The organism is Occultella kanbiaonis (assembly GCF_009708215.1).
In the GTDB taxonomy this organism is placed as follows: Bacteria; Actinomycetota; Actinomycetes; order Actinomycetales; family Beutenbergiaceae; genus Occultella; species Occultella kanbiaonis.
Window position 1 is genome coordinate 4,003,553 of sequence record NZ_CP046175.1, and the last position, 26,671, is coordinate 4,030,223.

The 26,671-nt window shown below is 71.2% G+C and carries 26 protein-coding genes; 5 read left to right on the forward strand and 21 right to left on the reverse strand.

Annotation, left to right across the window (positions count from 1 at the left end; translation table 11 throughout):
• Positions 1-37: 37 nt before the first annotated feature.
• From GKS42_RS18405 to GKS42_RS18420, 4 genes are read right to left on the reverse strand one after another with little or no spacing between them, the layout of a single operon-like run.
• Positions 38-889 (reverse strand): DUF4097 family beta strand repeat-containing protein, encoded by an 852-nt coding sequence (locus GKS42_RS18405; protein WP_154795143.1) that lies wholly within the window; start codon positions 887-889, stop codon positions 38-40.
• Positions 890-941: 52 nt separating this feature from the next.
• On the reverse strand, positions 942-1,925 hold the full coding sequence (locus tag GKS42_RS18410) for a zinc-binding dehydrogenase (RefSeq protein WP_154795144.1): 984 nt from the start codon (positions 1,923-1,925) through the stop codon (positions 942-944).
• Between the two features lie 50 nt (positions 1,926-1,975).
• Positions 1,976-2,722 (reverse strand): ThuA domain-containing protein, encoded by a 747-nt coding sequence (locus tag GKS42_RS18415; RefSeq protein ID WP_154795145.1) that lies wholly within the window; start codon positions 2,720-2,722, stop codon positions 1,976-1,978.
• Positions 2,723-2,773: 51 nt separating this feature from the next.
• Entirely contained in the window at positions 2,774-3,868 is a 1,095-nt protein-coding gene (locus GKS42_RS18420) for a Gfo/Idh/MocA family protein (RefSeq protein WP_154795146.1), read from the reverse strand.
• Between the two features lie 235 nt (positions 3,869-4,103).
• Between GKS42_RS18420 and GKS42_RS27030 the strand changes: the two genes are divergently transcribed.
• A complete protein-coding gene (locus tag GKS42_RS27030) occupies positions 4,104-4,178 on the forward strand; it encodes a 50S ribosomal protein bL37 (RefSeq protein ID WP_407938729.1) in 75 nt (24 codons plus the stop codon).
• A gap of 195 nt (positions 4,179-4,373) precedes the next feature.
• On the opposite strand, the gene rsrA is transcribed toward GKS42_RS27030, so the two are convergent.
• Together rsrA and GKS42_RS18430 are read right to left on the reverse strand one after the other, a co-directional pair.
• Positions 4,374-4,646, reverse strand: coding sequence for a mycothiol system anti-sigma-R factor (gene rsrA / locus GKS42_RS18425; RefSeq protein ID WP_154795147.1), 273 nt, complete (start codon positions 4,644-4,646; stop codon positions 4,374-4,376).
• Entirely contained in the window at positions 4,643-5,389 is a 747-nt protein-coding gene (locus tag GKS42_RS18430) for a sigma-70 family RNA polymerase sigma factor (RefSeq protein WP_435529647.1), read from the reverse strand. Before GKS42_RS18430 ends, rsrA begins: the two co-directional genes overlap by 4 nt.
• Positions 5,390-5,474: 85 nt before the next feature.
• Here GKS42_RS18430 and GKS42_RS18435 point away from each other — a divergent pair, with 85 nt between their 5' ends.
• From GKS42_RS18435 to GKS42_RS18450, 4 genes are all read left to right on the forward strand, one after another.
• A complete protein-coding gene (locus tag GKS42_RS18435) occupies positions 5,475-6,029 on the forward strand; it encodes a DoxX family protein (protein WP_154795149.1) in 555 nt (184 codons plus the stop codon).
• A gap of 20 nt (positions 6,030-6,049) precedes the next feature.
• Entirely contained in the window at positions 6,050-7,372 is a 1,323-nt protein-coding gene (gene aroA / locus GKS42_RS18440; RefSeq protein WP_154795150.1) for a 3-phosphoshikimate 1-carboxyvinyltransferase, read from the forward strand.
• A 7-nt stretch (positions 7,373-7,379) separates the two neighbouring features.
• Positions 7,380-8,393: a ribosome small subunit-dependent GTPase A gene (gene rsgA / locus GKS42_RS18445; RefSeq protein ID WP_154795151.1), complete on the forward strand. Its 1,014-nt coding sequence runs from the start codon at positions 7,380-7,382 to the stop codon at positions 8,391-8,393.
• A gap of 296 nt (positions 8,394-8,689) precedes the next feature.
• Positions 8,690-9,718: a hypothetical protein gene (locus tag GKS42_RS18450; protein ID WP_154795152.1), complete on the forward strand. Its 1,029-nt coding sequence runs from the start codon at positions 8,690-8,692 to the stop codon at positions 9,716-9,718.
• Positions 9,719-9,822: 104 nt separating this feature from the next.
• Here GKS42_RS18450 and GKS42_RS18455 read toward each other — a convergent pair whose 3' ends face one another.
• The 15 genes from GKS42_RS18455 to GKS42_RS18525 all read right to left on the reverse strand — a co-directional run bounded on the left by GKS42_RS18455 (position 9,823) and on the right by GKS42_RS18525 (position 26,638).
• Positions 9,823-10,569, reverse strand: a complete 747-nt coding sequence (locus GKS42_RS18455; protein WP_154795153.1) for a succinate dehydrogenase/fumarate reductase iron-sulfur subunit — start codon at positions 10,567-10,569, stop codon at positions 9,823-9,825.
• Complete coding sequence (locus tag GKS42_RS18460; RefSeq protein WP_154795154.1) at positions 10,566-12,521, reverse strand: fumarate reductase/succinate dehydrogenase flavoprotein subunit; 1,956 nt, start codon at positions 12,519-12,521, stop codon at positions 10,566-10,568. The genes GKS42_RS18455 and GKS42_RS18460 overlap by 4 nt, the downstream gene beginning before the upstream one ends.
• A gap of 1 nt (position 12,522) precedes the next feature.
• Positions 12,523-13,206: a succinate dehydrogenase cytochrome b subunit gene (locus GKS42_RS18465; protein ID WP_232847736.1), complete on the reverse strand. Its 684-nt coding sequence runs from the start codon at positions 13,204-13,206 to the stop codon at positions 12,523-12,525.
• A gap of 115 nt (positions 13,207-13,321) precedes the next feature.
• Positions 13,322-14,170, reverse strand: a complete 849-nt coding sequence (locus GKS42_RS18470; RefSeq protein WP_154795155.1) for an SMP-30/gluconolactonase/LRE family protein — start codon at positions 14,168-14,170, stop codon at positions 13,322-13,324.
• Between the two features lie 35 nt (positions 14,171-14,205).
• Positions 14,206-15,216 (reverse strand): aldose 1-epimerase, encoded by a 1,011-nt coding sequence (locus tag GKS42_RS18475; RefSeq protein ID WP_154795156.1) that lies wholly within the window; start codon positions 15,214-15,216, stop codon positions 14,206-14,208.
• Positions 15,217-15,221: 5 nt separating this feature from the next.
• Entirely contained in the window at positions 15,222-17,300 is a 2,079-nt protein-coding gene (locus GKS42_RS18480) for a glucosidase family protein (RefSeq protein ID WP_154795157.1), read from the reverse strand.
• On the reverse strand, positions 17,297-18,346 hold the full coding sequence (locus GKS42_RS18485; protein WP_154795158.1) for an acetylxylan esterase: 1,050 nt from the start codon (positions 18,344-18,346) through the stop codon (positions 17,297-17,299). The genes GKS42_RS18480 and GKS42_RS18485 overlap by 4 nt, the downstream gene beginning before the upstream one ends.
• Before the next feature lie 85 nt (positions 18,347-18,431).
• Positions 18,432-19,706 (reverse strand): enolase C-terminal domain-like protein, encoded by a 1,275-nt coding sequence (locus GKS42_RS18490; RefSeq protein WP_154795159.1) that lies wholly within the window; start codon positions 19,704-19,706, stop codon positions 18,432-18,434.
• Positions 19,703-20,524, reverse strand: a complete 822-nt coding sequence (locus GKS42_RS18495) for an SDR family NAD(P)-dependent oxidoreductase (protein ID WP_154795160.1) — start codon at positions 20,522-20,524, stop codon at positions 19,703-19,705. Before GKS42_RS18495 ends, GKS42_RS18490 begins: the two co-directional genes overlap by 4 nt.
• 18 nt (positions 20,525-20,542) lie before the next feature.
• On the reverse strand, positions 20,543-21,352 hold the full coding sequence (locus GKS42_RS18500; protein ID WP_154795161.1) for a carbohydrate ABC transporter permease: 810 nt from the start codon (positions 21,350-21,352) through the stop codon (positions 20,543-20,545).
• A 10-nt stretch (positions 21,353-21,362) separates the two neighbouring features.
• A complete protein-coding gene (locus tag GKS42_RS18505) occupies positions 21,363-22,280 on the reverse strand; it encodes a carbohydrate ABC transporter permease (RefSeq protein ID WP_154795162.1) in 918 nt (305 codons plus the stop codon).
• Positions 22,281-22,362: 82 nt separating this feature from the next.
• Positions 22,363-23,643 (reverse strand): ABC transporter substrate-binding protein, encoded by a 1,281-nt coding sequence (locus GKS42_RS18510; protein WP_154795163.1) that lies wholly within the window; start codon positions 23,641-23,643, stop codon positions 22,363-22,365.
• Between the two features lie 80 nt (positions 23,644-23,723).
• Positions 23,724-24,425, reverse strand: coding sequence for a FadR/GntR family transcriptional regulator (locus GKS42_RS18515; RefSeq protein WP_210769215.1), 702 nt, complete (start codon positions 24,423-24,425; stop codon positions 23,724-23,726).
• A gap of 110 nt (positions 24,426-24,535) precedes the next feature.
• Positions 24,536-25,765 carry a DUF5005 domain-containing protein gene (locus tag GKS42_RS18520; protein WP_154795165.1) on the reverse strand — a complete coding sequence of 410 codons (1,230 nt, stop codon included), beginning with the start codon at positions 25,763-25,765 and terminating at the stop codon, positions 24,536-24,538.
• A gap of 111 nt (positions 25,766-25,876) precedes the next feature.
• Complete coding sequence (locus GKS42_RS18525; protein WP_154795166.1) at positions 25,877-26,638, reverse strand: IclR family transcriptional regulator; 762 nt, start codon at positions 26,636-26,638, stop codon at positions 25,877-25,879.
• Between the last annotated feature and the right edge of the window lie 33 nt (positions 26,639-26,671).

Below are 26,671 nucleotides of genomic sequence, written 5' to 3' on the forward strand. Positions count from 1 at the left end.
GTTCGTGGCCGGCCGCCGGCCACAGGGTCGGTGCTTGTCAGCCGGCCCCGTCGATCTGCCCGGCGTCGCCCTCGGGCGCGTCCGGCTGGCCATGCACCACGGAGACGCTGCCGGTGACGGTGCTGACCTTCACGAAGCTCGTCCCGGCCCCGCGCGGCTCGGAGAACGACGTGGACGACGGACCGGAGCCGCCGCGACGGTCCACGCCGTCGACCACGACCGGCGCGCTCACGCCGTGCACGCTCAGGTCCAGGCCGACGTCCGGTGCGAGGGTCACCGTGATGGCTGCCGACACGCCGGTCACCGAAACCACGGACGACGGCGTCGTCGGGGACACGGCCACGTCACCGGAGACCGTGGTCACCGACAGGCGGGGCACGGCCCCGCCGACGAACGTCGTGCCGGTCACGGTGGTGACGTTCGCCGGCCCGGTGTGCTCACCGACCACGATCGGACCGGACGCGGTGCGGACCGTGACCGAGCCGGTGGTCCGTTCGGTGCGGACCTGCCCGGACGCGCTGTTGACGGTCAGGTCCTCGGCCACGTCCGCGACGGACACGGCAGCGCCGACGGTCGCTGCGGTGACCCGGATCCCGGGCCCGACGGCGATCCGGACCCGGGCGCGGTCGTCGGCGGTGAAGGACGTGAGCCGCTTCAGCCAGCCCTCCCAGCCGATCGAGGGGTAGCCGATGGTCAGCCGGGCGCCGTCGGTGGCGACCTCCAGGGGTGCCCCGTCCACCTCGTCGATGTCGATGTGCAGGCCGGGCTCGGCGCGGGTGGAGACCTCCGCGGCGCCCTTGATGAGCTGAACGCGGACCTCCGTGACGCCGTCGGTCCCGCCGATCTCGATCGACTCCGGCCCGGTGATGATCCGACTCGTTGCTGCCATGTGCTGAACTCCTCGTGATCGGTTGGTGCGATGGTGTGCGTGGGCTCGCGTGCTATCGGGTGAGGACCACCTTGCCGAACGCGGCGCCCGAGGCGAGCCGGGAGAAGGCGGTGCGGACCGCCGTCGAGCCCGCGTCGTCGTCGGTGAAGTCGTGGACGGAGTCGAGGACCGGGCGGATCCCGGCCGCGACCATGGCGTCCCGCACGGCCGCGAGCTCGGCGAGGGTGCCCATCGTGGTGCCGATCACGCGCAGGCTGCGGAAGAACACCCGGTTCAGGTCCGCGGACGGTGCCGGCCCGCTCGTCGCCCCCGCGACGGCGATCACGCCACCGGGGCGCAGCGAACGCAGCGAGTGGGCCCAGGTTGCCTCGCCGACGGTCTCCAGCACCGCGTCGACGGGGGCGATGCGGGTGCCCGAGGCGACCGCGTCGTGGGCCCCGAGCGCACGTGCCCGCTCGAGCTTGGCCTCGTCCCGGGAGGTGACGGTGACGTGCACGCCGCCGAGCCGGGCGAGCACGACCGCCGCGGTGGCCACACCCCCGCCGGCACCCTGGATGAGCACTCGCCGGCCCGGGGTGAGGCCGGCGGCGCCGTAGAGCATCCGGTAGGCCGTGAGGTACGCCGTCGGCAGGCAGGCCGCCTCGGCGAAGCTCCAGTCGGCCGGCTTGTCCACGACGTTGCGGGCCGGGACGTGCACGTACTCGGCGAGGGTGCCGGGGTGCAGTTCGGACAGCAGCGTCCGCTTCGGGTCGAGCGTCTCCTCACCGGTCCAGCCCGGCGAGGTGATCACCGCGTGCACGATGACCTCGCGGCCGTCGTCGGTCACGCCCGCGGCGTCGGTGCCGAGGATCATCGGCAGCCGGTCCGCGGACAGGCCGACCCCGCGCAGGCTCCACAGGTCATGGTGGTTCAGCGCGGCCGCGCGCACCCGGACCCGCAGCCAGCCGGCCGGCGCCTCGGACTCGGGCAGGTCGGCGACCTCGAGCCCGGCCAGCGGGTCCTCGGGGTCCTGGCGGACGACGTGGGCGCTGCGCATCAACTCACCCTAGGACACCCGAGGTCGCCCGGCCATGCCGGGCGCCGGGCTCAACCCTCGAACCAGCCTCGCGGGCGGTTGGCCACCGTGGGAGCGTCGATCGCCGGGCCGGGCGCTGCCCAGCCGACGGCGTTGGCCAGCACCCGCCGCACGTGCGGGTGGTGGTAGACCGGGTACTCCTGGTCTCCGGGGCTGAAGTAGAAGATCCGGCCGTTGCCACGGCGGAAGGTGCACCCGCTGCGGAACACCTCGCCGCCGGTGAAGGAGCTGATGAAGACCAGTTCCTCCGGAGCGGGGATGTCGAAGTACTCCGAGTACATCTCCTGCTCGGGGATGTCGATCGGGTTCGGCACCCCGGCCGTGATCGGGTGCCCCGGGGCGACGGTCCAGACCAGTTCCCGGTCGGCCTCGTTGCGCCAGCCGAGCGAGCACGTCGAGCCCATCAGGTCGATGAAGATCTTCGAGAAGTGGGCCGAGTGCAGCACGAGCAGCCCCATGCCGGCCAGGACCCTGGCCCGCACCCGCGCGACGATCTCGTCGCTGACCGCCTCGTGCGCCGCGTGCCCCCACCAGGTCAGCACGTCGGTCTCGGCGAGGACCTGCTCGGTGAGGCCGTGCTCGGGCTGGTCAAGGGTGGCGGTGCGGACCACGACGCCGTCGCCGAGGTGCTCCGCGATTCCCTCGGCGATGGTGGTGTGCATGCCGTCGGGGTAGATCGCGCGCACGGACTCGTCACGGTGCTCGTGGACGTTCTCGCCCCACACGGTGACACGGATGGGCTGGGTGGGCTGTGGCATGGGTCTCTCCAGGGGTGTCTTGAGGGGTCGCGCGGTGGCTGCGGGTCGGGGTCAGTCGGCCTCGACCGCGACCTCACGGCCCTCGAGGGCAGAGCGGTAGCAGGCGTCGATGATCCGGGCCCGGGTGAGGGCGTCGCGGCCCACGTGCGAGGACCAGTCGCCGCCACGCACGGCGTCGACGAACTCCCGGACGACGGCCAGGTGGCCCTCCCCCTTCGTGACGGCGGGTCGGACCTCGGCGGGCACGCCCGCGACGTCGGTGTAGATCCGCAGCGTGTCGGAATGGGTGTAGTTCTCGACGTCGACCGACGCGCCGCCGTCGCTGCCGAACAGCTCGACACCGAAGTTGTCCCCGGGCCGGCGGTAGCTGGCCCAGCTGGTCTCCAGCAGCAGGGTGGCGCCACCCTCGAGCCGCAGGAACGCCGTCGCCAGGTCCTCGACGCCGTAGACGGACGCGACCTGCGTCTTGCCGACGTCCACCCGGCCGCCGAGGCCGCGCGGGCCGAGCTCGGCGAACGTGGACGCGGAGACGCTCAGCACCCGCGGCTCACCGAGCAGGAACAGGGCCATGTCCAGCATGTGCACGCCGAGGTCGATCAGCGGCCCGCCGCCGGCCATCTCGGCGTCGGTGAACCAGCTGCCCATGCCCGGGATCCCGTTGCGGCGGCGCCAGTGCGCCTTCGCGTAGTAGATCCGACCGAGCGCGCCCGCGTCGATCTGGTGCTTGAGCACGTCCACGTCGCCGCGGCGGCGGTGGTTGAACGCGATGTGCAGGACCCGGCCGGCGGCAACGGCGGCGTCCACCATCCGCTTGCCCTCCTCGGCGGTCCGGGCGAGGGGCTTCTCGCAGAGCACGTGCGCACCGGACGCGAGGGCGGCAACGGTGACCGGCTCGTGCAGGTACGTCGGCGTGCCGACGCTCACGATGTCCAGGTCGTCGCGCGCGACGAGGTCCTCCCACCGTTCGTAGCGGTGTTCGACGCCGTGGCTGTCGGCGAGCTCATGCAGCCGCTGGGTCTCGAGCCCGGCGAGCGCGACCACCTCCACGCCGGGGATCTGCTGGTATGCGGCCAGGTGCGTCGAACCAGCGAAACCGAGCCCGACCACCCCCACCCGCAACGGTGTCGGTTCCTGAGACAGTGACATGTCACCTTCGTACGATCGGGATGTGGATCACGGGCCGGGCGCCACACTAGCGGCCACGGCCGCGCGAGGCGACCACCCGCCGTCGGGCATCGCGAACGTGACCCCGGGGCGCCTGGAGCCGCCCCGCCCGGGGCGACCACCCGCCGTCGGGCATCGTCAGAGCCACCCGCCCAGGTGTGGGACCATGGACGGCGGACACTGGCATTCCGCCACAGTCGGTATCGAGGAGACAGTCATGAGCAAGCGCGGTCGCAAGCGCAAGGCCCGTCGGGGCAGCGCCGCCAACCACGGCAAGCGTCCCAACGCCTGAGCGTCGGGAAGCCCGAGCGCCGAGCGACACCCACGTGGTGTCCTCGGCGCTTTCTCGTTCCCGGCCCGGCTGGTTCCGGCCGGGCAAGCGCTGACATCGCCCCTGCGGGCCTGACGTCGTACACGCGCAGCGACCGGCTCAGCGCGGCAGCTGCGATCTCGCCGGCAGCGCCGGGCCGCGCCGGGCGGCGTCGGGTCAGTCGGTGGTGGTCGTGGTCCGCAGCAGCGAGAGCTGCGTCATCACGCGCATCCGCAGCGCGTCCGGCGCCACCTCGACGCAGGAGCGCTTGAGCACCACCCGCAGCTCGGTCTCGGCGCTGACGGCCTGCAGGCACGTCACGCACTCCTCGATGTGGGCGCGCAGCCGGACCAGGTCCAGGTCGGGCAGCTCGGAGTCCACGTACTCGTACAGATGCTCCAGTGCCTCTTCGCACCGGCACTCACCCGTGTTCGGGCGGTCCTGGTTCATACCTTCTCCACCTTCATCCCCAGCGAACGCGCATGGTCGGCGAGCAACTTGCGCAGTTGGGCGCGCCCCCGGTGCAACCGTGACATCACGGTCCCGATCGGCGTGTCCATGATCTCGGCGATCTCCTTGTACGCGAAGCCCTCCACGTCGGCCAGGTACACGGCCAGGCGGAAGTCCTCCGGAAGTTCTGCGAGCGCGTCCTTGATCTCACCGTCCCCGAGGGAGTCCAGCGCCTCGGTCTCGGCCGAGCGCAGCCCGGTCGAGGTGTGCGACGCGGCCCGGTGGATCTGCCAGTCCTCGACGGTGTCGGCGTCCGACTGCAGGGGCTCGCGCTGCTTCTTGCGGTAGGTGTTGATGAACGTGTTCGTCAGGATCCGGTACAGCCAGGCCTTGAGGTTCGTGCCGGGCTTGTACTGGTGGAACGCGGCGTAGGCCTTCGCGAACGTCTCCTGGACCAGGTCCTCGGCGTCCGCGGGGTTGCGGGTCATCCGCAGGGCGGCGCCGTACAACTGGTCGAGGTAGGGCATCGCCTCGTCCTCGAACCGTCGGTCCCGGGCGGCCTCGTTCTCATCGTCGGGTGCCCGGTCGGTGTTCTCTGTCATCGGGGTCGAGCCTAGTCTCCCTGTGCCCCGTCGCAGTCCGGGCCGGCGGGCCCCAGCGGGACCGCTCGGGGACGGCCGCGTCGACGCGGCCGTGCGGGGACACGGAGCGGTGGCTCGGTGCTCGGTCAACTCGGCGCTCACAGCCTCCTCAACCACGCCGGGCCGCCGGTCATTCCAGCAGGGCTCCCCACTAGCACTCGCGGGGCATCTGCGGTAGTCATGGATCATGAATCCTCTGCGCCTGCTCGCCCGCCCGCTCCTCGCCTCGGTGTTCATCGTGGACGGCCTGGACGCCATCCGGAACGCGGACAAGCACGCCGAGAAACTCGAGCCCTATAACAAGCCGATCCAGGCGATCGGGGAGAAGGTTCCGCAGCTCCCCACCGATGCGAAGACGCTGACCCGGATCACCGGTGCCGTGACGGTCGGAGCCGGCGTGCTGCTCGCCACCGGGAAGGCCCCGCGGCTGGCGTCGGCGGTGCTTGCTGCCGTCACGGTCCCGCTCACGGTGGTGCGCTACCCCTTCTGGACCTCCAAGGGCGACCAGCGTCGCGCCGACACCAGCAGCTTCCTGCGCAACTTCGCCCTGGTCGGCGGCCTGCTGATCGCGGCCGAGGACCGGGTCGGCAAGCCTTCGCTGGGCTGGCAGTGGAACAACTGGCGGGCGCATCGGAGCGAGCTCGCGGACGTGAAGGCGGACCTGACCAGGGCGAACGTGAAGGCTCTGAAGTCCGGGGTCAAGGCGACCACCGCGGATCTGCGGGCCAAGATCTCGTCCTGACCCCCCGGTAGGCTTGGCCGGTGCCCACTCTCACCGCCCCTTGGCCCGCTCCCGTCGCGACCCGACCGCTCGATGCCACGGTGGTGGTCCCGGGCTCGAAGTCGCTGACCAACCGGACCCTCCCACTGGCCGCGCTCGCGGTCGAGCCGACCCGGATCACCGGTGCCCTGGTGTCCCGGGACGCCGATCTGATGATCGGCGCGCTGCGCGCCCTCGGCACCGGCATCGAGGCCTCCGACGGCGGAACCACGCTGGTCGTGACGCCTGCGGTCCTGCGTGGGCCGGCCGAGGTGGACTGCGGCCTCGCCGGCACGGTGATGCGGTTCATCCCGCCGATCGCCGCACTCGCCGACGGGCCGGTGCGGCTCGACGGTGACGCCGGTGCCCGGGTCCGGCCGATGGGCCCGGTGCTGCGCGGCCTGGCGGCGCTCGGCGTCCCGGTCACCGGTGCGGACCCGGCCACGGGCGAGAAGGTCGACGACCCCTCGTTCCTGCCGCTGACGGTGCACGGGACCGGCCGGGTACTCGGCGGCGAGGTCGAGATCGACGCCTCCGGCTCGTCCCAGTTCGTCTCCGCGCTGCTGCTCGCCGCGCCCCGGTTCGAGGCAGGCCTCACCCTGCACCACGTGGGTGAGGTGCTGCCCAGCCAGCCGCACATCGACATGACGATCGCGGCGCTGCGCGAGCGGGGCGTGAACGTGGACGACGCCGCGCCCGGCAAGTGGCGGGTGGAGCCGGGGCCGATCTCCGGCGGTGACGTGGTCATCGAGCCGGACCTGTCCAACGCGGGCCCGTTCCTCGCGGCCGCGCTCGCCGTCGGCGGCACCGTGCGGGTGCCGAACTGGCCGACGGCGACGACGCAGCCCGGTGCGCTGCTCCCTGGCCTGTTGGAGCGCCTCGGGGCCACGACCGCGCTCGCCGACGGCGTGCTCTCGGTGACCGGCACCGGCACGGTGCGCCCGGTCGATGTGGACCTGAGCGCCGCCGGCGAGCTCGCCCCGACGATCGCGGCTCTGGCCGCGCTGGCCGACGGCGAGTCCCGGCTTCGCGGGATCGCGCACATTCGCGGGCACGAGACCGACCGGCTCGCCGCCCTGGTCACGGAGATCCGCCGACTCGGCGGGTCCGCCGAGGAGACCGACGACGGGCTGATCATCCGCGGCGGCGGGCTGCACGGCGCCGACGTGGAGACCTACCACGACCACCGGATGGCGACGTTCGCGGCCGTGGTGGGCCTCGCCGTCGAGGGCGTCCGGGTCGTGAACGTGGCGACGACGTCGAAGACCCTGCCGGACTTCACCGCGATGTGGGCCGACCTGCTCGGGCCGTCCGGCAGGGCGTAGGCCGGTCATGGCGGGACGCAGGGACTGGAGCGAGTCCGACGTCCGGGTGCGCCCGAACCCGAAGGGGAACCGGCCGCGCACCAAGCAGCGTCCCGAGCACGCGTTCGCCCGGGCGGCCCTGGTCCTTGCCGTGGACCGCGGCCGCTACCACCTGCTCACCGACGACGGCGTGCGCCTGGTCGCGATGAAGGCACGGGAGCTCGGCAAGTCCTCGATCGTGGTGGGCGACCGGGTGGACGTGGTGGGCGACACCTCCGGTGCGAAGGACACCCTGGCCCGGGTGGTCCGGGTGCATGAACGGCGCACGGTGCTGCGCCGGTCCGCGGACGACTCCGATGTCATCGAGCGGGTGATCGTGGCGAACGCGGACCAGCTGGTCATCGTCACCGCGCTGGCGGACCCCGAGCCACGGCCCCGCATGGTCGACCGCTGCCTGGTGGCCGCGTTCGACGCTCGCATGGACGCCCTGCTCTGCCTCACGAAGGCAGACCTGGCCGACCCCGAGCCGTTCACGCAGCTGTACCGGACCCTGGACGTCGCGTCGGTCGCGACCTACCGCGAGGGCGTGACGATCCACGGGCTGGAGGCGCTGCGTGAGCAGCTGGCCGGCAAGGTCTCGGTGCTCGTGGGCCACTCCGGCGTCGGCAAGTCGACCCTGGTGAACGCCCTGGTGCCGGACGCGGACCGGGCCACCGGCGTGGTGAACACGACCACCGGCCGGGGCCGGCACACGTCCTCCTCCGCGGTGGCACTGGAGCTGCCCGGCGGCGGGTGGATCATCGACACCCCGGGGGTGCGCTCGTTCGGGCTGGGCCACGTGGACCCGGCCACGTTCGTTGACGCGTTCGCCGACCTCGCCACCGTCGCGCAGGACTGCCCCCGCGGGTGCACGCACACCGCCGACGCCCCGGACTGTGCGCTCGACGAGTGGGTCGCCTCGGGCGCCGCTGGCCCCGCGGGCGAGGCGCGGCTGGAGTCCTTCCGCAGACTGCTGACGAGCCGGTCCGGCGACTCGGACTGACCTCGCGGTGCCGGGCCGAGCTCGGCCCGTTCCGTCGGCCCGCGGGTTCGGCGTGGCAGCGGCATGGTCGAGGCAGCGGCGATCCCGCGGGCGCTCCCGACCGACATCGCACCCACCCCACCGACATCGCACCCACCCCACCGACATCGCACCCACCCCACCGACATCGCACCCACCCAACCGACATCGCACCGTCAGGCAGTGCGATCTCGGCGCTGCCCGTGCGATCTCAGTACCTTCCGAGCACCGTCCACAGGGCCGAAGCACGCTCCGACGTTGTCCGCCAGGGTGCAGGCATGCCCGAACAGCCGAGGCCGCCCGAACTGCCGCGCACCTACCTCTCCGGTGAACTGACCGCGTCTTTACTGGCACGGATGATCGGCACCGAACGACTGGTGCCTGTCCGCAAGGGAGCCTTCGTGGTGGTCGACCCGGAAGATCCGATCTGGCGGCGCAAGCGGATCATGACCCTGGGTAGGTGCGTGGCGGCAACGCGGCTCCTGACCCGCGACCACGTGTTCAGCCACACCAGCGCAGCACTCGTGCACGGCTGTGCACTCTGGGATGTCGATCCCCGGGTCCACCTGTTCCAGAGTGGCAATCCCAGCCCGGGGCACACCCGGAACATGTTCCGGCACGTGGTTGCGATCGGCCAGGCCGAGCGGACCATCGTGAACGGACTGCCCGTCACCACCCTCGAACGCACCATCCTCGACTGCGCGCGGACCCTGCATCCGCGCGATGCGCTCGTGGTCGTCGACAGCGCGATGGGGATCCTGGTGAAACCGGACCGCACCGATCGCGCGGGCACCGACATGCGCACGGCAGAGCTGCGAGCGAGGCTGCTCCGCCGCATCGAGGAACCCGATATGCGCCGGGGGCGCCGTCAGGGGCGCGTCGTGATCGCCCTCGCGGATCCGTATGCGGAGTCGCCGGGAGAGTCCGCACTCCGATGGATCGCGCTTGCCCGCGGTCTGCCACCACCGGTCTGCCAGTGCGCCGTGCGGACCGACGCGGCGATGTACTACACCGACATGAGGTGGCGGTTCAGGCTGACACGTCCGAACGGGACGCAGCGGATCGTCACGGTCCACGCCGAGTTCGACGGGCGGGTCAAGTACCGCGGGACTGGGCCCGACGCATCTCGGACCGTGACGGACGAGAAGGTGCGGGAGGACCGGATCCGGGCGACCAAGGCCGAGGTGGTCCGCGCGGTGTGGGAGGACCTCGCTCACACCGATCGGATGTTCGCTCGCCTCATCGATGCGCTGCCGAGCTCGTTCGTGCACTCGCTGTGCGCCCGGCCAGAGTTGTTCCGCCCGTGAGATCGCACCTCCGGCGCTGAGATCGCACCGCTCAAGGGTGCGATCTCAGCCAGGCTGGTGCGATCTCAGAGCTGGGGCGCGATCTGAGGGCTGGGGGTGCGATCTCAGCCGCGGTGGGCGAGGGCGCCGAGCACGTCCCGGTTCAGGCGCGAGATGAGGTCGATCTGGATGCCCTTCGGGCAGGCGGCCGTGCACTCGCCGATCTGGGTGCAGCCGCCGAAGCCCTCGAGGTCGGCCTGGGCGACCATGTCCAGCGCGCGGGAGTGCCGCTCCGGCTGACCCTGCGGGAGCAGCCCGAGGTGGGTCACCTTCGCCGCGACGAACAGGGACGCGGATCCGTTCGGGCAGGCCGCCACGCAGGCGCCGCAGCCGATGCAGGTGGCGGCGTCGAACGCGGCGTCCGCGTCCACCTTCGGCACCGGCGCGGCGTGCGCGTCCGGCGCGGTGCCGGTGGGGGCGGTGATGAAGCCGCCGGCCTGGATGATCCGGTCGAACGCACCACGGTCGACGATCAGGTCCTTGATCACCGTGAACGGTTCGGCCCGCCACGGCTCCACGTCGATCACGTCGCCGTCGGAGAAGGAGCGCATGTGCAGCTGGCAGGTGGTGACCCGTTCCTTCGGGCCGTGCGCCAGGCCGTTGATGACCAGGCCGCACATCCCACAGATGCCCTCCCGGCAGTCGCTGTCGAACGCGATCGGATCCTCGCCCGAGATGGTGAGGTTCTCGTTGAGGACGTCCAGCATCTCCAGGAAGGACATGTCCGGGGAGACGTCGGTGACCTGGTAGGTCTGCATCTGCCCGGTGTCGTCGCTGTTGCGCTGACGCCACACCCGCAACGTGATGTTCACTTGTAGCTCCGCTGCTTCATCTCGATCGCTTCATAGATCAGGTCTTCCTTGTGCAACACCGGCGAGCCGCCGTCGCCGCCGAACTCCCACGCCGCCACGTAGGCGAAGTTCTCGTCGTCGCGCAACGCCTCGCCGTCGGGCGTCTGGTGCTCGGCCCGGAAGTGGCCGCCGCAGGACTCCTCGCGGTGCAGGGCGTCGATGCACATCAGCTCACCGAGCTCGAAGAAGTCGGCCACCCGGCCGGCCCGCTCCAGCGTCTGGTTGAGCTCCTCGCTCGTGCCCGTGACCCGGACGTTCGTCCAGAACTCCTCGCGCAACGCCCGGATCAGCCCGATCGCCTTCGTCAGGCCCTCGGCCGTGCGCTCCATCCCGCAGTACTCCCACATGATGTGGCCGAGCTCCTTGTGGAAGGAGTCGACGGTGCGGGTGCCGTTGATGGCCAGCAGCCGCTGGACCCGCTCGCGCACCGCTTCGGTGACCTCGACCGCCGCCGGGTGGGTGGCATCCGCGGCCTCGAACGGGGCGTCCGCGAGGTAGTTCGCGATGGTGCTCGGGAGCACGAAGTAGCCGTCGGAGAGGCCCTGCATCAGGGCGCTGGCCCCGAGCCGGTTCGCACCGTGGTCGGAGAAGTTCGCCTCGCCGATCACGAACAGCCCGGGGATCGTGGACTCCAGGTCGTAGTCGACCCAGAGCCCGCCCATCGTGTAGTGCACGGCCGGGTAGATCCGCATCGGCGTGACGTACGGGTCCTCGCCGGTGATCTGCGCGTACATCTCGAACAGGTTGCCGTACTTGGCCTCGACGGCCTTGCGGCCGAGCCGGGTGATCGCCTCGGCGAAGTCGAGGTAGACCCCGCGTCCGCCGGGGCCGACGCCGCGGCCCTCGTCGCAGACCTGCTTGGCGGCCCGGGACGCCACGTCCCGGGGCACCAGGTTGCCGAACGCCGGGTAGCGGCGCTCGAGGTAGTAGTCGCGCTCGTCCTCGGGGATCTGCCGGGCGTCGCGATTGTCGCCGGCCTCCTTCGGCACCCAGATCCGGCCGTCGTTGCGCAGCGACTCGCTCATCAGGGTGAGCTTGGACTGGTACTCCCCCGACACCGGGATGCAGGTGGGGTGGATCTGCGTGTAGCAGGGGTTGCCGAAGTAGGCACCCTTGCGGTGCGCCCGCCAGGTCGCGGTGACGTTGCAGCCCATCGCGTTCGTGGACAGGAAGAACACGTTGCCGTAGCCGCCGGTGCCCAGCACCACGACGTCGGCCATGTGGGTCTCGATCTCACCGGAGACCATGTCCCTGACCACGATCCCGCGGGCCCGGCCCTCGACGATGATCAGGTCGAGCATCTCGTGGCGGGTGTACATCTCGACGCTGCCGGCACCGATCTGGCGCTCGAGGGCCTGGTAGGCGCCGAGAAGGAGCTGCTGGCCGGTCTGCCCACGGGCGTAGAACGTGCGGGACACCTGCACGCCGCCGAAGGACCTGTTGTCGAGGAGGCCGCCGTACTCGCGGGCGAACGGGACCCCCTGCGCGACGCACTGGTCGATGATCTCGACGCTGACCTGGGAGAGCCGGTACACGTTGGACTCGCGGGAGCGGTAGTCGCCGCCCTTGACCGTGTCGTAGAAGAGCCGGTGGACGCTGTCGCCGTCGTTGCGGTAGTTCTTCGCGGCGTTGATCCCGCCCTGCGCGGCGATGCTGTGCGCGCGGCGCGGCGAGTCCTGGTAGCAGAAGTTCTTGACGTGGTAGCCGGCCTCACCGAGCGTGGCAGCGGCCGCGCCACCGGCGAGCCCGGTCCCGACGATAATGACCGAGCGCTTGCGGCGGTTGGTGGGGTTGACCAGCTTCGCCTGGAACCGGCGCTCGTCCCACATCAGGTTGACCGGGACGGCGGGCGCCTTGGTGTCGGCGAGCGGCTCACCGACGGTGAAGAACTGGGTGTCGCTGACGCTGCTCAAATCAACCAACCAATCCGAAGAGAACGGCGAAGGGCGGGATCAGGAAGCCCACCACGATCACGGCCGCGACGACGACCGCGATGATGTTCAGGTTCTTGCGGCGTTTCGGGCTCGTGTTCGCCCCGAGCGTCGCCATCGCGGCCCAGATCCCGTGCCGCAGGTGGAACGCGAGCGCGATCAGCGCGATCGTGTAGCTGAGCACCACCCACCAGATGCTGAACCCGTTGACGACCCGCTCGAACGGGCTGTCCGAGGCGCCACCCGGAGCGATCGTGTTCGTGGTCAGGTGCAGCAGGTGGTAGATCACGAAGAGCAGGATCGTCACGCCACCCCAGCGGAGCGTGAACGAGGCGTAACTGCGCTGCGCACCGCGCGGTGCCTTCGAGCTGGCGTATCTGGCCCCACCCTTGCCGCCGGTGGCCTTACGGGCCCGTCGCCACAGCGTGATCGCGGAGACCGCGTGCACCACGATGGCGGCGAGCAGGACGATCCGGATGATCCACAGTGCACCGCCGTACGGCAGGATCGGCTCGCCGAGCTCGCGCAGGTGGTGGGAGTAGCCGTCGAAGGCGTCCTGGCCCTCGAACACCTTGAGGTTCCCGTACATGTGAGCCAGCAGGAACAGCACCAGGATGATGCCGCTGATCGCCATGGCGACCTTCAACAGCGGTGTGGATCTCCACACGGATCCTGGTTGGGGGGATGAGGTCACCGTACGCGTTGCCACGGCGACTAACTTATCCCTTCCGAACGGTGCGCGTGACACGAGGGCGTGTGGTGGTGACGGTCTGTCGTGAATCTCACGTCGGCGTCGTCGACGGCGCGCCGGTGCCCACCGCGCCGTCGATGACGCTGACGTGCCAGCGGCCGAGGTTGCTCGTGAAGAGCCGGCTCCCCCGGAACGCGAGGTTCGTGGGGTGGCAGAGCAGGTGGGCGGTCGGGTCGGCCACGACGGTCGTGACGGTGCCCTCGGCCGGGTCCACGCGGAGCACCTGGGACGGTTCGTAGCACCCGACGTACACGGCGCCGTCGGGGCCGACCGTGACGCCGTCGGGCAGTGCGCCCGGCAGGTGCGCGAGGAGTTCGGGGCGCCCGGGGGCGCCGTCCGGCCCGATCGCGATCCTGGTGATCGCGGACGCGAACGTCTCCGCGACGTACAGTTCCCGGCCCGACGGCGTCAGCGCGAGCCCGTTCGCGAAGTCCAGTTCGCCGTCGTACCACAGGCCTCCGGTGCCGTCCGGAGCGAACCGGTACACCCCCGGGGCCGGTACGCCCTGCGCGCCGGAGTCCGAGACGTAGACGGTGCCGTCGGCGGCGACGGCGATCGCGTTCGGGGTCACGAACGGCCGGTCGCCGCCGCGGGAGAACACCTCGACGGCGCGGGTGGCGACGTCGAGGCGGTGCACGACGCGCGCCTTCAGGTCGCACGCGTAGAGCGCGTCGCCGGCCGGGGTGAAGGTCACGCCGAGGATGAACCCGCCGGTGCTCGCGACCACCTCGAGGGCGTCGCCGTCCGGAGCGATCCGGTAGAGCTGGCCGGCCTCGCCGCCGCACCAGATGCTCCCGTCGGGATGCACCGCGATCCCCTCCGGATGATCCAGCCGTGGGTCGGTCAGGGTCCCGTCGTGGAACACGCGCACCGTTGCCATGGCCTCCTCCTTCCTCGTCGCCTCGCACTTCGCGGTCAGCTCGGTTCGAACAGGCTCGCCTCGATCGTCGCGGTCCGGCGCTCGCCGCCGGCCAGATGCAGCAGGTCCTCGTCGCGCGCTCCGGCGACGCCGTGGCCCGGGATCGTGCCGGCCGGCTCGATGGCGCACACGTACGCCTCACGCCACCACGGGTGCCCGGGGCTCGCGTGCAGCTCCTGCCAGAACCACGCGTGCGGCCAGACGGTCCCGTCCCAGGACAGCCGCACGCCCAGACCGAGGCGGGCGTTCGTGATCTCGGCCCACGCGCCGTCGGGCCCGAGGTCGGTCAGGTACCCGAATGTGGCGACCCGTTCATCCGGCCCGGGCACCGCGGACAGGTCACGCACCGACCCGTCGGCCGCGACGGCCAACGGCCACGCCCCGGACGCTCCCGCCGCCAGGTGGGTGCCCGGGGACGTCGCGTCGGCGAGGAAGGTCCGAGCGCCCGTGGTGATCCGCGCCCCGGCGGCCAGCAGCGGTGCCCCGAACGCCGGGTGGTGCGACCACATCATCCCGATCGGGTCCGGCCCGGTGTTCGCACAGGTCTCGGTGATCGACACGCCCGCGCCGTCCAGCCGGATGGTCCGCTCCAGCCGGAGCGGGGCGGCGGTGAGCCGGGTCCGCGCCGTCAGCCACGCGGCCTGTCCGTCGGTTCCGCTCCCGGTGACCTGCCACGGGATCCGGGACGCCTCCCCGTGGAACCCCCAGGTGCCCCCGCCCGGCGCGGGCGACGCGGCGCCACCGTTCGGGCAGAGCACCTGCCACCCGCCGGGATAGCGCTCGAGCCACTGCGGTTCGTCGACGGCGTTCCAGGCCCCGGCCGCCCGCGGCGGGATGCCCCACGGCGCCCGGAACAGCACGTCCACCCCGGTGCGCCGGTCCACGAGCGAGACGAGGTCGCACCCCTTCTCGGGCAGCACGGTCAGGCTCGCCGCGTGGCTGCGCAGTTCCAGCGCCGGCCACCCGCCGTCGAGGGTGATCGCCGCGATCCCTGGTGCCGCACTCATCGCCGTCAGCTCCTGCGCACCTGGCCGTCGACCACGTCGTAGCTGACGCCGCCGACGCGCAGCCCCCGCAACGCGGCACCGGCGTCGAGCCCCTCCACGCAGCCGTTCGCCGTCACCGTGCCGTCCCAGTCCACGTGGACGCCGAAGATCCCGGAGATCACCAGTTCCACCCAGGCCCCGGCCGAGGAGCAGGACCAGTCGATCAGGTACGGGAACTGGGGTGGGGTCTTGCGCGCTCCCCCGTTGACCGGTTCGGCGGCCTCCTCGACGAAGTGCGCCTGCCCGGGTGGGCCCTGGTTCGCCGACCTGGCCAGACCGGGCAGCCACTCCAGCACCACCTCGGGGTGGCCGAGGGCGATCGCGGACCGCGCGGCGTCCGGCGGCCAGGCCGGGTAGGCGCCGTTCCACTGATGGTCGGCGCGCAGGGAGTAGCCGGCGTCGGCGTCGTACGGCGAGAGGGCTCGCATCCAGGATGGCGTCCGCAACTCCTGCGTGAAGAACCGCACCATCTCGTCCCGGGTCCCGGCAGGCAGGTCCGCGGCGATCGTGGTGCCCACGGTGGCGAAGTCGTAGCAGTGCCGGGTCGGGACCAGCGAACCGTCGGGCTGGCGGGCGTGGAAGAACCCGTCGCCGGGGATGTACAGGTCCTTGACCAGGGCGACGAGCTCCTCGGCCTCGGCCCGCAGCGACGCCGCCTCGCCCGGGTCGCCCTCGAGGTCGGCGAGACCGGCCGCGGTGCGCAGGCACCACACGTTCGCGGCGTTCAGGCTGGCGACCTCGTGCACGTAGGAGCTGACGCACTCGAGCAGATTGTCGATCTCCCCGTAGTCGGCGAGGCCACTGGCCGAGCGGATCCGGTGCCAGGCCCGCGACCACGCGCGGACGTCGTCGGCGAGACGCTGCGTGACGCCGTCGGCCGTGGTGAGCGACTCCTCCAGGAAGGCACGGTCCCCGGTGAACGCGACGTAGTCGCGCACGAGCCGGGTCATCGCGTAGTGGTTGACCGAGTACCAGTAGCCGACCGGCCCGCCGGTGAGCCACTCGGTGCCGAAGTGCTTATCGATGTCCAGTCCGACCCAGTGCGCGATCTGCCGGCGCATCACGCCCGGGTCGAGCAGGGCGTGCACCTGGGAGGACAGCGAGTAGTCCCAGATGAACGTCGTGGTCTGCCAGTACCGGGGCATGAGCGTGTCGTAGGTGCGGCCGAGCACGGACGCCGGGTTGTCCCGCTTGAACCACAACACCCCGACGGCGCCCCACCAGTACAGCCGTCGCAGCGCCTCGTCGTCGGTCTCGAGCACCGGCAGAGCGCCGCCGAACTCGTCGTCGTCGGGGTCGAACATGGCGGCGATCTGCCGGTCCCACTCGACCTCACTGGCCCGCGCCGCATCCGCCAGACCTGCCACGAGGCGGTCCGCGACCTGCGCCGCCTCGGCCGGCTCCGCGGCGACGGCATGCACGTAGCCGAACGCGACCGTGGCGCCGGCGGGCACCTCGAGCACCGCCTCGACGACGTGCGCCGGCCCGTCCAGCAGCCGTGCGCCGTCGGGCCGGACGAACTCCTGGACCGCGGTGGCGCTGCCGTCGGTGCCGACCAGCCGGGCGCCCGTCCGGGTGAGGGTGTTCGTGGCCTGCGGTGGCTCGGCCGAGCGCCACGGTCCGGCCTGCTTCGTCACGGTCGAGGCCAGCCACAGGCCGAGCCGCAGGTCCCGGTCGGTGCCGGTGGTCTCGGTGACCTCGATCGTCACACTCACGCCGGGCTCGCCGGGCGGGCACACGGTGACCGTGGTGATCTCCCAGCCGTCGATCGTGGTGGAGCGCTCGACCCGGTCCGGGCGCCAGCGCACGCTCACGGGAGCGCCGAAGGACCGGGCGAGGCGGCCGCCGAGGTAGAGCTGGCCGGAGATCGAGTCCCCCTGGGAGACCGGCGGGACGTTCAGGCTCCGGACGGCGACGACGTCGTGGTCCACCTGGGCGACGGCCCAGTGGTTGGTCAGGCCGGGCGGGTTGACCATGTCGTCGAAGGCATCGACGACGACGTCGCTGGCGACGTCGGCGCAGGTCGGGACGAGGTGGTGGGTCACGGCTGTCCTTGGTTCGGGTGCTGGTCGGGTGGCAGGTGGTGGTCGGCCGCGGCTGGTCCGAGGTGTTCGGCGAGCCAGGCGGCCAGGTGCGCGTCGTCGTGCGCGCCGCCTGCCTCGTGGCCGCCGTAGGGCCAGGTGCGGACCTCGGGGGCGACCGCCTCGATAGCGTTGATCGCTCCGAAGATGCCCGACGGCGGGCAGATCGGGTCCGCGAGCCCCACGGAGATCCAGGTGGGGCAGCGCAGCCGCGGTGCGAGGAAGGAGACGTCGACATGATCGAGCACCGCGAGGACGTCCTCCGTGCGGGTGCGGTGCACGGACAGGTAGCGGGCCAGGTCCCCGTAGGGCTCGGCGTCGGTGACCTCGAGGGCGCGGGCGATCCCGCACAGGAACGGTGCCCTGGCCCCGACGGCGGCGACGGCGGGGTTCAGCGCCGCGGCGGCCAGCGCGAGCGCGCCGCCCTGGCTGTGCCCGACGGCGGCGATCCGGCTCGGGTCCGCGCCGGGCAGGCGGGCGGCGGCGTCGACGGCGAGCACGGCGTCGGTGAGCAGGCGGCGGTAGTAGAGGTGGTCGGGGTGGTCGACGCCCTTGGTGAGCAGGCCGAGCGATCCCGCCACGGAGCCGTGCGGGTCCGGGGTGTCCCCGGTGTTCCAGATGCTGCCCTGGCCGCGGCTGTCCACGACGAGCTGCGCGAACCCGTGGCCGGCCCAGATCAGGCGCTCGTGGGGCAGCCCGCGGCCGCCGCCGTACCCGAGGAACTCGACCACGACCGGACGGGTGCCGGGTGTGCCCGCGGCAGCGACGCCGTCGGGCAGTACCGGCACCAGCCACCAGGCCCGGACGTCCTCGCCGGCGAAACCGGGGAAGGTGACGTCGTAGCAGGTGACCGTGCGCAGGCCGACGTCGACGCGGTCGGCTCGCACCGGCCCGGCCGCGGCGCGGGACTGCGCCAGGGTCCGATCCCAGTACTCGGCCAGGCCAGGCGGCGCCGGCCGCGGGTTCCGGTAGGTCCGCAATTGCTCCAGGGGCAGGTCGACCCGCACCATCAGGTCGCCCCGCCACCGTCGAGCGCGAGGTTGTTGGCCCCGGACTCCTCGGAGAGGCCAACGATGTCGCGTTCGGCGACGACGATCAGGACGGCCATCGGGCGTACTCCGCGGCGAGGGCCTCCGGGATGCCCTCGATGGTGTGGTCGGCGAAGGACGTGTTCGGCAGCAGCGGGTACCAGTCCGGGCGGCCCGGGTCACGGTCGTAGGTGTACCCACCGAGCTCGCGGTAGAGCTCGGCGTACTCGGCGACCTTGTCCCGGTCGAGGGTGACGCCGAGGCCCGGCGCCGTGGGCACGGCCATCTTCCCGTCGACGTAGGGCCGCAGCCCGCCGGTGACGATGTCGTCGGTGAGGTGGTGGTAGTGCGCGTCGGCGGCGAACACCAGGTTCGGCACCACGGCACCCAGGTGCAGCATGGTCGCGAGCTGGATGCCCAGTTCCCCGGAGGAGTGCACGGCCACCCCGAGGGAGAACGCCTCGCAGATCCCGGCGGCCCGGATGCACGGCCGGATCCCGCCCCAGAACGTGGTGTCCAGCAGGATCACGTCCACGGCAGGGTTGAGGATGTTCGCCGCGAGCTGCTCGAAGTTCACGACCACGGTGTTCGTGGCGAGCGGGACGTGCGTGTTCTCCCGGACCCTGCGCATCCCGGTGAGGGAGTAGACGGGATCCTCGAGGTAGTCGTTGGGCAGGTCCTCGATCGCCTTCGCGAACCGGATCGACTCCTCCACGCTGAGCGCGCCGTTCGGGTCGTACCGGAACCGGTCCGCCGGGAGCGCCTCGGCGAGCGCCCGGTAGCCGGCCAGCTCGAAGTCGGTGTCGAACACCCCGGCCTTGAGCTTGTGCACCCGGAACCCGTGCTTGGCCCTGAGCGCCTTCGCCTCGTCGACGAGCTGGTCGATCGTGCGGACCTCGCCGCTCCCGTCGCGTCCCGGATACCGGTAGAACAGGTAGGACGCGAACTCGACCTCGTCGCGGAGCTTCCCGCCGAGCAGGTCGTACACCGGGAGGCCGACGTGCTGGCCGAGCAGGTCAAGGCACGCGAACTCGACGGCGGCCAGGAGCTGGGTGCGGTTGTTGTACAGGCTCGCCGTCGGGTTCGCGATCATGAACCTGAGCGCCTCGACGCCGGCCGGGTCGTGGCCGACCAGGTAGGGCTTCAGCGCGGCGATGGCGGCCTCCGAGCCCTGCCCACCGCCACCCATCTCGCCGAGGCCGATCAGGCCGTTGCTCGCCTCGATCTCCACGATGGTGCGCACGAACCGGCCCCAGTGGGCGCCGTTCGAGTGTCGCAACGGGGCCTCGAGCGGCACCGTCACGGTGGTCGCCCGGATGTCGACGATCCTGAGGTCGCTCACTGGTCCTCCTCCGGCAGGGCGACGGCGTTGCCCGCGGTGAGGCCGCCGTCGACCTTGATATCGGCACCGGTCACGAACGATGACCGGTCACTGAGCAGGTAGGCCACCACGTCCGCGACCTCCCCAGCGCGGGCGACCCGCCCGAGTGGATGCGAGCGGCCCCACTCGGCGACGATCGCGTCGACCTGTTCCTGGCCGTCCGCGTGCAGGCCCGCGGCCCAGCGCAGCATCGGGGTGTCCACCGATCCCGGGCACACGGCGTTGACCCGGATCCCTTCCGGTGCATGGTCGACGGCCATGGCGCGGGTCAGTGACAACAGCGCCCCCTTGGTGGCCGCGTAGGCCGCGACCCCGTGCTGGGCGATGTATGCCTGGACCGAGGAGATCAGCACGATGCCCCCGCCGCCGCCGGAGCGGATCTGCGGCACCGCCAGGTGCGCGGCCAGGAACGCGCCCCGCACGTTCACGGCCATCACCCGGTCGTAGGTCGCCATCGGGGTGGCGTCCACGGTGCCGTAGGTCTGGATGCCGGCGGCGCAGACGAGGCCGCCCAGGCCACCGTCGGCCGCGATGGCCCCGAACGCGGTGGTCATCGCGTCCTCGTCGGTGACGTCCACCCGGATCCCGACGACCTCCCCCGAGCCGCGGGGCTGCTCCAGCCGCGCGAGGGCGTCGGCGTCGGTGTCGAGCGCGTACACCCGTGCGCCGTCGCCGGCCAGGCGCGCCACGACGGCGCCCCCGATCCCCGCCGCTCCCCCGGTGACCGCGACCACGGAGGGTGACCCTCCGCCGTCGGCGGCCTCGATCGGTGTTGTCATCTCAGGGTTCCGCCTTTCTCAGAACTGGCCGAGGGACAGGCCCCGGGTGAAGGCCCGCTGCGTGGCCAGGAACAGGATCACGGTGGGCAGGGAGACGAGCAGCCCTCCGGCCAGCACCGTGGACATCGCCGATCCCCCATAGGTGCTCTGCAACGCGGACAGGGCCGTGATCACCGGGCGGATCTCCGAGGACTGGGTCAGGGTCAGGCCCAGCAGCAGGTCGTTCCAGATGAACGTGGCCTGCAGGATGAAGATCGCGACCAGGGCGCTGGTGGACATCGGCAAATAGATCCGCCAGAAGATCCGCCAGGTGGACGCGCCGTCCATGACCGCGGCCTCGAACACCTGGTGCGCGATACCGGTGAAGAAGTTGCGCATCACGAACGCGGAGAACGGCGTGGCGATCACGGTGTACACGAGGATCATGCCGACCCTGGTGTTGAACAGACCGGTCTGGGCGTACCCGACGAACAGCGGCATCAGGATCATCTGCAGCGGGAAGATCGTGCTCGCGAAGATGACCACGAACCAGAAGAAGCCGTTCCGCAGCCGCAGGGCCACGATGGCGAACCCGGCGGCGGCGCCGATGATCACGGCGATGATCGGGGACACGATGGCGTAGACGGCCGTCGAGACGATGCCCTGGGACAGCCGGCCGCGGTCCCAGGCGTCGGCCATGTTCGTGAAGAGGGCGCCGAGGTTGCCCGGCTCCCACAGCCCATACGTGCCGAACTCCGCGGGCAGCTTCGACGCGTTCGCGAGCAGCAGGTAGACCGGCACCAGCCAGAGCAGGCCGAGGACCGCGAGGACGATCTTGCGTGCGAGCATCGCGGCCTCCTCAGATCGACCTGGAGTCGGCGAGCTGCCGGCGCAGGTAGAGGATCGAGGCGAGCACCGTGACCACGGTCAGGAACAGCGCCACCGCCGCGCCCAGACCGTAGGCGTTGTTGATGAACGTCTCCTTGTACATGGTCAGGGCGAGCGTCTCCGAGACGCGGCCGGGGCCGCCCTTGGTCATGCCCCAGATGATGTCGAACGTCTTCAGGCTGCCCACGATGGAGAGCCCGACCACCACGGTGGTGAGCGGGGCGAGCATCGGCCAGGTCATCGTGCGGAACAGCGTGAAGCCGCTGGCGCCGTCGACCCGGGCCGCCTCGAGGGGCTCCTTCGGGATGGACTGCAGGCCGATGCCGAACAGCAGCGCGTTCACACCGGCGCCCTGCCAGGTGGAGGCCCCGATCATCACGAAGGTGTTCAGGGGTGCGTCGAGCAGCCAGCGCAGTTCCGACCCGGGCAGGTGCAGGAACACCAGCGCCTGGCTCAGCGCGCCGTTGGTCTGCAGCACGAAGGACCAGATGACGCCGACGGCCACCCCGGAGAGGGCGTACGGGATCAGGAACGGCAGCCGGAACAGCGTCGCATTGGGCAACCCGTGGCTGAGCACGGCGATCAGCAGCCCGAGTCCGACCGGCAGCGCGATCGTGCCGAGCACCCAGTAGAGAGTGTTGAGGACCGAGTTGAGGAACGCCGGGTCGGCGAACATGTCCCGGAAGTTCTCGATGCCGATGAACTCCGGGTCACCGAGGCCGTTGTACTCGGTGAAGCTGATGTAGGTGGTCCACAGGAACGGCAGGTAGAGCACGACGGCGACGAGCAGGACGCCGGGCGCCACGAAACCGATGCTGGAGAGCCAGAACTGGTTCTTCGGTTTGCGCTGCGGGACGAGTTCCGCTTGCCGCGCGGTGGGCAGTGACATGCGCACGCACCTCCTCTTTCGGGCGGGCCGGATCGTCGGAGGGGTCCGCGGCCGGGCTGGGGCGGCGGACCCCACCAACAGGTCAGTTCTCGGCCCAGTACGCGTCCGCCTCGGCCTGGATCGCCTCCAGGACCGCCATCGGGTCACCGTTGTTCGTCACGAACGCCCCGAACTGCTCGGAGGCCACGGTGTAGATCGGGGTCGGGGTCGCCTCCAGGTAGCGGCGCAGCTGGAGGAAGCCGTCACCGTTGACCTCCTCGGTGATCGCCGCCAGGGCGGCGTCGGTCACCGTGGCACCGGGGTTGAAGGAGACGTCACCGCGGGACTCGCTCCAAGCGGACTGGGCGTCGACGCCCATCCACCAGGCGCTGTAGTCCAGGGCCGCCGCCTCGTTCGCACTGCCTGCACCCACGCACAGCGGGCCGGTCTCGACGACCACGGAGGTGTCGCCAAGGTCGGCGCTGACGTTCGGCAGGGTGAAGATCCCGTAGTCGGTGTCGGAGACCATGCCGAGGTCGGTGAGCTGGCCGGTGAAGAACGTCCCGAAGTACGCCATCGCGACCTCACCGGTCTGGAGCAGCGTCTGCGGGTCCGTCGTCACGCCCGGGTCGATGAAGTACCCGTCGGTCTGCATGTCGTGCCAGATGTTCATGGCCTCCACGACCACCGGGTCGGTGTAGCTGACGCTGCCGTCGGAGAGCCCGTTGTAGGCGTCGGGGTCGAGGCCCGCGAGGATCGCCTGGAACCAGACGAACTCGAAGATGATGTTCATCTGGTGCAGCGGCACCACGCCGTTGTCCACGAGGGTCTGCCCGACGTCCATGAACTCGTCCCACGTGGTCGGGACCTCGACACCGTTCTCCTCGAAGACGGCCTTGTTGTAGTACATGACCCAGTAGACGACGTTCAGCGGCACGCAGTACTGCTCGCCGTCGTAGGTGTAGTTCTCCGCCAGCTCCTCGGTGACGTCGCCGTTCGCGATCGCGGCGTCCCAGATCTCGGTGGTCGGCGCGATGAGGCCCTCGTCGACGAGCTGGGCCAGCGAGTCGCCCGTGTGCCAGGTGAACAGGTCCGGCTTGTCGTCGGTGCGGAACGACTGCTTGATGAAGGCGTCGTAGGCCGTCGGGTCGGAGTAGCCGGTGAACTCAAGCGTCGCGGTGACGCCCTCGGACGCGGCGTTCATGTCGTCGAAGGACGGCTCCCATGCGGCCTTGTCGGTGTAGAAGCTCAGGACGGCCTCGGTGGGGTCGCCACCATCACCACCGTCGCCGCCGTCCGTGCCGTCGCCGCCTCCGGAACACGCGGCCAGGGTCAGCGCGGCCGCGGTGAGCACGGCGGCCGCCAGGGTCGTCTTCTTCCTCATGGATACACCTCTTTGTGGGGTTGGGGTGCTGCTTGGTACTTCGGCTGGGTCCGTGGGGGTGCGGACCTTCGTGGCCCGGATCAGCCGATCCGGGCCCGGATCACCTCGACGACGTGGTCGAGGTGGGTGTAGGCCGCATCGCGAGCGAGTTCGGGATCGCCGTCCCGGACGGCGGCGCCGATCCGGGCGTGCTCGGCGTAGTCGTCGACGGCGTCGCCGTGCAGTCGCAGGATCTCCTTCTGTTCCTCGCCGTGCACGAGCACGATCGAGTCGAGGACCTCGGCGAGCACGCCGTTGCCCCCGGCCGCGGCGACGGCCCGGTGGAAGTCGAGGTTCGAGAGCCACAGCGCCTCGTCCCGTTCGGCGACGAGTCGGCGCGATCGCTCCAGTGCCTCCTCCATCCACGTCATGGCGACCGGCTCGCGCACCTGCGCGGCCAGCATCGCCAGCTGCGGCTCGATCTGCCGACGGGCCTCCAGGAGCTCAACGAGCTGATCGGAGTCGGGCCGGGGCGAGAGCGGGTTCGCGAGCACCCGCCGGCCGGAGTTCGCGCCGACGTAGACGCCGGAGCCGTGCCGGAACTCCAGGACTCCGAGCCCTTCGAGCCGCCGCATCGCCTCCCGCATGGTGGGCACGGCGACCTCGAAGCGGGCCGCGAGCACCTTCATGGAATCCAGCGGGTCCCCGGGTTGGAGCCCGCGGTCGTTGACCAACCGGACGATCGCACGCGCCAGATCATTGGAGAGGTTGGCCCTCTTCGCGACGTCCGGCGGCTGTGCCATGCAAGTCATCTAATCACTAGACGACGTCGCGGGACCAGCACATCGTCGGCACCGATATGAATCTGTGACCTGTCGGCCGTTCGGCAGCCGGAGCCGCGGCAGTGCCCCGGTCAGCCGCAGCGCCCGAGCTCGCGCCCGCAGTCCGGACGAAGCCCCAGGTCGATCTCGACGAACCGGGGCCGGTAGATCGTCACGTCCTCGTACAGGTCGCTGGAGTCGAAGCTGTTCACGTTGTAGGTGACCACGATCCGGTCGCCCCGGGTGCGCAGCTCCGGGTGCTCATGGGCGTTGTAGGCGAAGACGTTCGGGTTCCCGTAGGAGCCGGCGGCGCCCACCTCGGGCATCTCGTAGACGGTGCCGAGCGGCCGGAACGGACCGGTCGGCGAGCAGGAGACATACGCCTGGATGTTCCGGCTGAAGATCTCATGCGTGTCCTGGGTGATCAACAGATACCCGTCGCGCAGCGGGGAGACGCTGTACTCGTTGGCGACGCCGTCCATGACGCGGGCCGTGTCCGTCTCGTCGGCGGACCAGCCGGTGCCGTCCCAGTACTCCCACGCCGCGCCGTCGAGGTCGCGGCCCCTCACCCGGGCGACGTGCATGTACTTGGACGCCCCCAGATCCTCCACGCCGTAGATGTAGGTGTAGCGCCCTTCCTGCTGGAGCCAGCTGGCCCACTGCACCCCGGCCGCCGAGGGCAGGTCGACGAAGTCGAGCCGCTCGAACGTCTCGGAGTCGAACGTGGCCAGGTGGTTGGACTCCCAGCCGAAGTCGAAGGCGCCACCGCCGCCGTACCAGAACTTGAGGGCGACGAGCTGCAGGTTGCCGTCGCGGTCGGTCGCGCCGTCACCGACCCAGTACCAGCCGCCACCCTCCTCGGGCGGCGGGATCAGCGACTCCGGCGCCTCGGGGGTGCCACCGGTCGCCGTGCTCAGGCTCCCGCGCTCGTCGATCACGAAGGAGTTGTTCAGGAACGGCGTGGTCTCGGGGCGTGACCCGTCGGGGTTCACGGGACCGAGGAACGTGTCCGAGAAGATCCATGCGGTCCGCCCGCCCCCCAGCGGCACCGAGTAGGTGGAGTCACCGCCGGTCCAGCCCTCGCCCGAGTCGCCGTAGCCGGTGAAGGCGTCCGTCAGAGCGGCGTGCACCTGTGCGGACGGCTCGATCGCCACCCGGTCGAGCGAGCAGGAGCCCGCGCCGGACCCCTCGGCTCCCCCGCCGGCCTGCGCGGGCAGCGCGCCCAGCAACAGCGCACCGATCCCGAGCCCGACGGCGGTGGCGGCAGCGAGGCCACGTCGACGCGGCCTCTCGTTCACGTGGGCCGTGATGGACGGACGCATGATCGTGGCTCCTTCGCCTGGACCGGACCAAAATGCGTTCCGCATAAGCGAACGCTGGTTCCGGAACTGATGCAAGGAGCATTCCAGTGCCGCCGGGCACAGGTCAAGGCTCTACAACGTCGGCGGCAGCGTGAGCGAGCCGGGCAGCTCGGCCTCGACCACCCGGCGGAGCCGACGGCCGAGCTCGGGGATCTGGTGCTCGAGCCGCTCGAGCGGCATCGTCACGCTCACCGCGGCCACAGGTCGGCGGGCCCGCAGGATCGCGACCGCCACGCAACCGATGCCGGGCTCGGACTCCCCCCGCTCCACCGCGTAGCCGTCGAGCCGAGCGTTCACCACCGCCTCCCAGGACCGCTGCACCTCCTCCGGCGTGAACCGGGCCGGCGGCGCGAGCCGCCCGAGGACGCGACGGTCCACCTCACCCGCGGCGAGCAGGGAACGGCCGAGGGCGGTGGTCAGTGCCGCGATCCGTCGCCCGACGGCACTCCACACCCGGATCGCGTGCGCCGGCTCCGCCTTGTCCACGTACACCACGTCGGTCCCGTCGAGCACCCCGAGCTGGCACAGCTCGTCGAAGGCGTCGCGGATGCTCTCGAGCATCGGGTGCAGCAGCGCCGGAAGGTTGTCGCCCTCGATGAACGTGGCGCCGAGGTCGATCGCGGCTGCCCCGAGGCGGTACGAGCCGCTCACTGGGTCCTGTGCCACGAAGTGCCGGTACCGCAGCGCTGCGAGGGTGCGGTGCAGGGTGGACTTCGATACCGACACCGCCTCGGCCAGCTCGGCGAGGCTTCGACCGCGCGGGCCCGCGGCGGACAGTTCGGTCAGGACCAGCAGCGCCTTGTCGACGCTGCCCATCGGGGACTGCTCCGTCATCGTTCGCCCGCCTCACTCGTTCCAGGCCGTGCC